This window comes from Candidatus Aquarickettsia rohweri (assembly GCF_003953955.1).
Lineage (GTDB): Bacteria > Pseudomonadota > Alphaproteobacteria > Rickettsiales > Midichloriaceae > Aquirickettsia > Aquirickettsia rohweri.
Genome location: NZ_RXFM01000095.1, coordinates 1 through 5,712 on the forward strand (window position 1 = coordinate 1; position 5,712 = coordinate 5,712).

The 5,712-nt window shown below is 25.6% G+C and carries 5 protein-coding genes; 3 read left to right on the top strand and 2 right to left on the bottom strand.

Annotation, left to right across the window (positions count from 1 at the left end):
* Positions 1-435: 435 nt before the first annotated feature.
* Positions 436-984, bottom strand: coding sequence for a CDP-diacylglycerol--glycerol-3-phosphate 3-phosphatidyltransferase (gene pgsA / locus EIC27_RS05910; RefSeq protein ID WP_126045160.1), 549 nt, complete (start codon positions 982-984; stop codon positions 436-438).
* A gap of 18 nt (positions 985-1,002) precedes the next feature.
* The gene (gene uvrC, locus EIC27_RS05915; RefSeq protein ID WP_126045161.1) at positions 1,003-2,835 is read right to left on the bottom strand and encodes an excinuclease ABC subunit UvrC; all 1,833 of its coding nucleotides are present in this window, start codon (positions 2,833-2,835) and stop codon (positions 1,003-1,005) included.
* A gap of 78 nt (positions 2,836-2,913) precedes the next feature.
* On the opposite strand from uvrC, the gene EIC27_RS05920 reads away from it, so the two are divergent.
* From EIC27_RS05920 to EIC27_RS05930, 3 genes are all read left to right on the top strand, one after another.
* On the top strand, positions 2,914-3,204 hold the full coding sequence (locus EIC27_RS05920; RefSeq protein ID WP_126045162.1) for a hypothetical protein: 291 nt from the start codon (positions 2,914-2,916) through the stop codon (positions 3,202-3,204).
* A 17-nt stretch (positions 3,205-3,221) separates the two neighbouring features.
* Positions 3,222-4,982, top strand: a complete 1,761-nt coding sequence (gene dnaG, locus EIC27_RS05925) for a DNA primase (protein WP_126045163.1) — start codon at positions 3,222-3,224, stop codon at positions 4,980-4,982.
* 32 nt (positions 4,983-5,014) lie between these two features.
* A partial coding sequence (locus tag EIC27_RS05930) for a sigma-70 factor domain-containing protein (RefSeq protein ID WP_276310343.1) occupies positions 5,015-5,712 on the top strand: 698 nt, incomplete at its 3' end.

Genomic DNA, 5,712 nt, shown 5'->3' on the forward strand with positions numbered 1-5,712 from the left:
AAAATTCATATTTACTTACATTACTTTTTTTATATTCTTCTACTAGCTCTTTCCATTTTTCATTACTTATTCTTTTTTTCTAATAGCATCATTAGCCTCTATTTTTTTAGGCTTTTGTTCTACCACTTATTTTTATTCTTGCCTAGATGCCCTTATTTTAGCGCTTACGAATAAAAAAAGAAGGAATAGCAATTAAAGGTATAATGTGTATACCTCCTAAATCTGGCCCATCATTTTTTTACTTTGGTTACATGGCCAAATTAGCACAAGAACACAAAATAAAAGAAATCAGTATGGGAATGACATCTGATTTTGAAACAGCCATTAAATTCGGTAGTACTCAAGTGAGAATTGGCAGTTTTATTACCAATAGTGCTTAACCTGCTAAACACTAATTGCTTCTATTTATCCAAGCTAAAAATCTATAATTTAGTACTAATCAAAGTACTTAATACCTTGCTTTAAGTACTCATACCCAGTTACAACTGTGAGCACTGCTGCTATCCAAATAGAAATCTCTCCAATTAAATTACTATGTGGAATACCAGTAGTTTCTTCCCCCAATAACAGTATAATAATTGCAACCATTTGAGCTCCTGTTTTTATTTTAGCTAAACGACTCACAGGCAAACTTACTTTTACTTTTAATTCTGCTAGGTATTCTCTCATCCCCGAGACTAATATTTCTCTACATAATATAACTAAAGTAGGTAATATCGGAGCAATATCTTTATTTACCATCATCATTAATGTTGATGCCACAAGTAATTTATCAGCAATTGGATCTAACATTTTACCAAAGTTTGATTGCACTTTCCACGCCCTAGCTAAAAATCCATCAAAAAAATCAGTAACACTAGCAAATATAAATATAACAACTACAACATAGTGCGCAATATTTGAATCAATATAAAACGCCGAAACCAAGATAGGTATTAAAATAATTCTAAGCGATGTTAAGATGTTAGGTATATTTTTTAACATTACATTTATATATAATTTTTATTCTAAATTATGTATATACTGAAAAATATTTTTTGCCAATTCTTTGTTTATACCTTTTATTTTTGCAATTTCATCTTCACTTGCAAGTTTTAAATCATTTATCGAATTAAAATGCAAAAATAAACTTTTTCTTCTTTTTAATCCTATTCCTTTAATTGAATCAAGCTCTGACTTTTTTAAATTTTTTCTCATTAAATTTCTATGAGTAGTTATTGCATATCTATGAGCCTCATCTCTAATATTTTGTAAAAAAAGAAGTGTCTTATTATTTTTATCAATCTGAAATGATGATTTACTTTTTTGATGAAAAAATTCTCTTCCTGAGTTTCTATTTATACCTTTAGACATAGCAACAACATTTATATTATGGATATCTAACTTTTTAAATTCATCCATAACACTAGTTAATTGTCCTTTACCTCCATCAATTAATACTAAATCTGGTAAATTAGTATAATTTATATTTTTAAACCTTCTTCTTATAACTTCTCTTAACATTTGATAATCATCCATACATTTTTCAAGCTTTATTTTATATTTTCTATATTCATTTTTAATAAATCCATCTTGACCTACAACAACTACGCACCCTATTGGATTGGCTCCATGGTTATGACTATTATCATATACTTCAATTTTTTCAGGTATATAAGAAAGATCAAATTTATTCATTAAATCTTTAAATATATCTATTTTTGCTAAGTAATTATATCTATATTTTTTAAATTCTTCCTGAGTATTATCAATTACAAAATTAAAAATTTTTTCATCATCATTATTTTTTGGATATAAAACTTTTGTTTGATAACTTTGCTGCTTATTAATAGCTTGTTTTATAACTTCATACTTAATCTTATTATTACACCAGATTTCATTTGGCATATAATTATTTTGATAAAATGCAATAATATATTTATAAATCACCTCCTCTATCGTCTCTAAAGGGTTTTTATCAAAAAATTCACACTTATCTCCAAAACTATGACCATCCCTTATAACATATGTTTTGATACAATATTTTTGAATTGCAATATCTTCTTTATAAATGAATATATCAATATTTCTACTTGAAAATCCCTGAAATATACTCTTGGATTTGATATAATTTAATAATTTTATCTTATCTCTTATTACTGCAGCTCCTTCATATTGCATGTTATTACTCATACAATCCATTTCTTTTATTAACTCTGAAATAAGATCTTGTGATTTTCCTGACAAAAATTTTTTTAAGCTATTTACTTGTATTTGATAATCTTCTTTTGTTATTTTACCCACACATGGTGCACTACATCTTTTAATTTGGTACATTAAACATGGTCTTTTCCTAGTTGTAAAATAATAATCAGTGCAATTTCTCACCAAAAAAAGTTTTTGAAGTTCAACAATGACTTTATCTATCTTCTCAACAGATAAAAATGGCCCATAAAAAATTGATGCTTCATTCTTTTTACCTCTGAATTTTTTTATTTTGGGAAAATTATGATTTTTATCTAAAATAATATATGTAAAAGACTTATCATCTTTTAGAGCAATATTATATTTTGGTTTGATGCTTTTAATTAAATCTGCCTCTAATATCAGTGCTTCTATTTCTGATTTAGTAAATAAGATGTCTATCTTATAAATTAACGATATCATTCTTTTCAATCTATATGGCAAGTTATTAATATTAGCATACTGTGACACTCTTTTTTTCAAATTCTTTGCTTTTCCTATGTAAATAATTTCTCCAGATTTACAAATCATTTTATAAATCCCTGGTTTTGAAGCAAGATTGTTTACACATGCTTTTATAACATCAATGCCCTTTTTAATATTTTGATTCATCACTATATTATAAAAATAAATAATTGATAATATTATAAGATTTTAGTACTATTAGTACAAATAACTTTATATTTTTTTATGTCTGAAGGTTTAACTACTGGTGGTTCAATTGGAGGAGGTATGCATATAGATGTTGCCTTAATAAAAGATATAAATTTATCATTTGAGAATTTACAAAAATCAAAAAATCTTGGTTCTGTTGTTGAATCTTCTCCTGTAGGTGCAGTTGCACGACTAGGGAATGCATTAAAAGGTATGAAAGATGTAGTAGCTCTATCATCTTTAACACCAACCACTGCTTTAGCACCACCTCAGACACCACTTGGTATAAGTTCCAAAGTGCCTGGTATTATGAGCCGCAAAGGTTAAATAAAATTAACTAATAAATGAATTCTGAAGCCCAACTTATTAAATCGCGAATTTTACCCTCTGAAATTATCAGAAAAAAAGTAAATCTAAAAAGTAAGGGAGGCACTGGATATGTTGGACTTTGTCCTTTTCATAAAGAAAAAACACCTTCTTTTTTTGTTAATGATGACAAAAAAATCTACCATTGTTTTGGTTGTGGAGCACATGGTGATATTTTTACCTTTATAATGCAAGATGAAGGAATTTCATACAAAGATGCATTAGAGAAATTAGCAAATATTGCAGGAGTAAAATTAAAAATAAATTCTAGAAAAGAAATTGAACAATTTGAAAAGAATAAAATCTTTTTTCAAATTTATAAAAAGACAGCAGAATTTTACCAAAAACAGTTATTTAATCAAATAGGAGATAAAGCATTATCTTATATTACTTCAAGGGGAATTAAATTAGAATTTATTAAAAAATATCATTTAGGGTATTCTCCAAATGATTCTTCTATTTTGTTAAAGGAATTAAAAAAAGAGTTTTCAGAATCAGAAATTTATGAATCAAAAATTATTTACAAAAAAAATAATTTTGAATTTGATCCTTTATATAATCGCCTAATTTTTCCAATTCAAGATAAACTTGGAAATTTTATAGCATTTGGAGGAAGAATAGTAGATAAAGGTGAACCAAAATATCTAAATTCTGCCGAAAATCCTATATTTAAAAAAAGTGAACATTTATATGGTTATAATTTTGCAAAAAACTCTATATATAAGCAGCAAGAAGCTATTGTTGTAGAAGGATATATGGATGTTATAAGCCTAGCAAACTGTGGTATTAAAAACACAGTAGCTCCACTTGGAACAAGTATAAAATTAGAGCAGTTAGAAATTTTATGGTCTATTTGCCAAGAACCTACTATTTGTTTTGATAATGATGAAGCTGGTAAAAATGCTGCAAAAAAAATAGCTTATAATAGCTTAACTAAAATATCTCATAACAAATCTCTAAAATTTGTAAACTTGATAGAAGGCAAAGATCCTGATGATGTGATAAAAAACAAAGGTGTAAATTTTTTTAAAAATTTGATTGAGAAAAATATTTCACTATCTGATTATATTTTTAATAATGAAGTTGATAAATTTGGAATAAATACACCTGAAAGAAAAACTTCCATAAAACTAAGTTTAGAAAAAATTGTTGAAGATATATCTGATTATTCGCTTAAAAAAAGCTATCTATATCATTTTAAAAAAAAATATAGTGATTTAGTATTTAATTTTAAGAAAAAAATTATAAATAATACAAATAATGCAACTCTTTTAAAGATAAAAAAACAAAATAATACTGATGAAATCAATAATACCATAGTTATTGCTATCTTATGCAATTATCCTGATTTGCTAAAAAATAACAAAATAACAGAAGAATTAATGAACATTAAGATGCCAAATAAACTTGACAATATTAAAAAAATACTGTTAGATTTCAGCCTTAGTAATGATGACAATTTCAAATCTTTTTTTGATAATAACATTGAAAAAATTATAAATAAAAATGAAGCAACTGAAATAATTGAAAAATTATTAAACACTATAAAATTCAAATCTCAAGCTGAGGCTAAGCAAAAATTGTTAAGAGTATTTAACATAAATAAAATCGGTGCTATTAAAAAAGAAATAGAAGAATTAAAAAATCAATTACTATCTACAGCTGATGACAAGTTAATGAAAAAGATGATATACTTAAAAGAGTATGAAAGACAAATTAAAGATGAAATTGCAAATTAATTATTCATATTATATTTAAACAAATAAAGATAATGGCAAATATTAATAAACTAAAAAATTCTAAACTACATGAAAAACTAAAAGAGTATATAAAAATTGGAAAAATATCTTCTGAAGAACTTGATAAAATCATTCCAGAAAATACTAATCATGAGATTGTAAAAGAGGTTATTTCTTTTCTAAAAGAATCTGGTATCGCTATTATTAATAAAGAAGCAGAGTCTGAAATAACTGCTCAAGCAGAACAAGAAGAAGAATTTAAGTCTACTTCTACAGAAAATATAATTAACAATTTTGGTAATGATGATCCAGTAAGAATGTATCTTAAAGAAATGGGATATAGACTTCTATTAACTAGAGATGGAGAAGTTGAAGTAGCTAAAAGAATTGAAGAAAGTAGAGTAAAAAAGTTATTTTATATTATTCAAACTCCTATGGCTCTTAAAAAAATGCAAGATTGGTATGATGACATACTTGCAGGTAAAAAATTATTAAGAGAAGTTATAGATATTGATGCAACTGCAAGTAATGAACAATTCTTTGATGAAAATTCTGAAAAAAATGATGATTTTAATACCAAAAACACAGAATCTGGCAATGATGATTTTGATAATGATGATGATAGTGATACTACTTCTATTTCAGCTATAGAAAATGATTTAAAACCTAAAATACTTGATATATTATTAAAAATATCCGAAGATTGTAAAAGCTTATTGCAATTTTATGA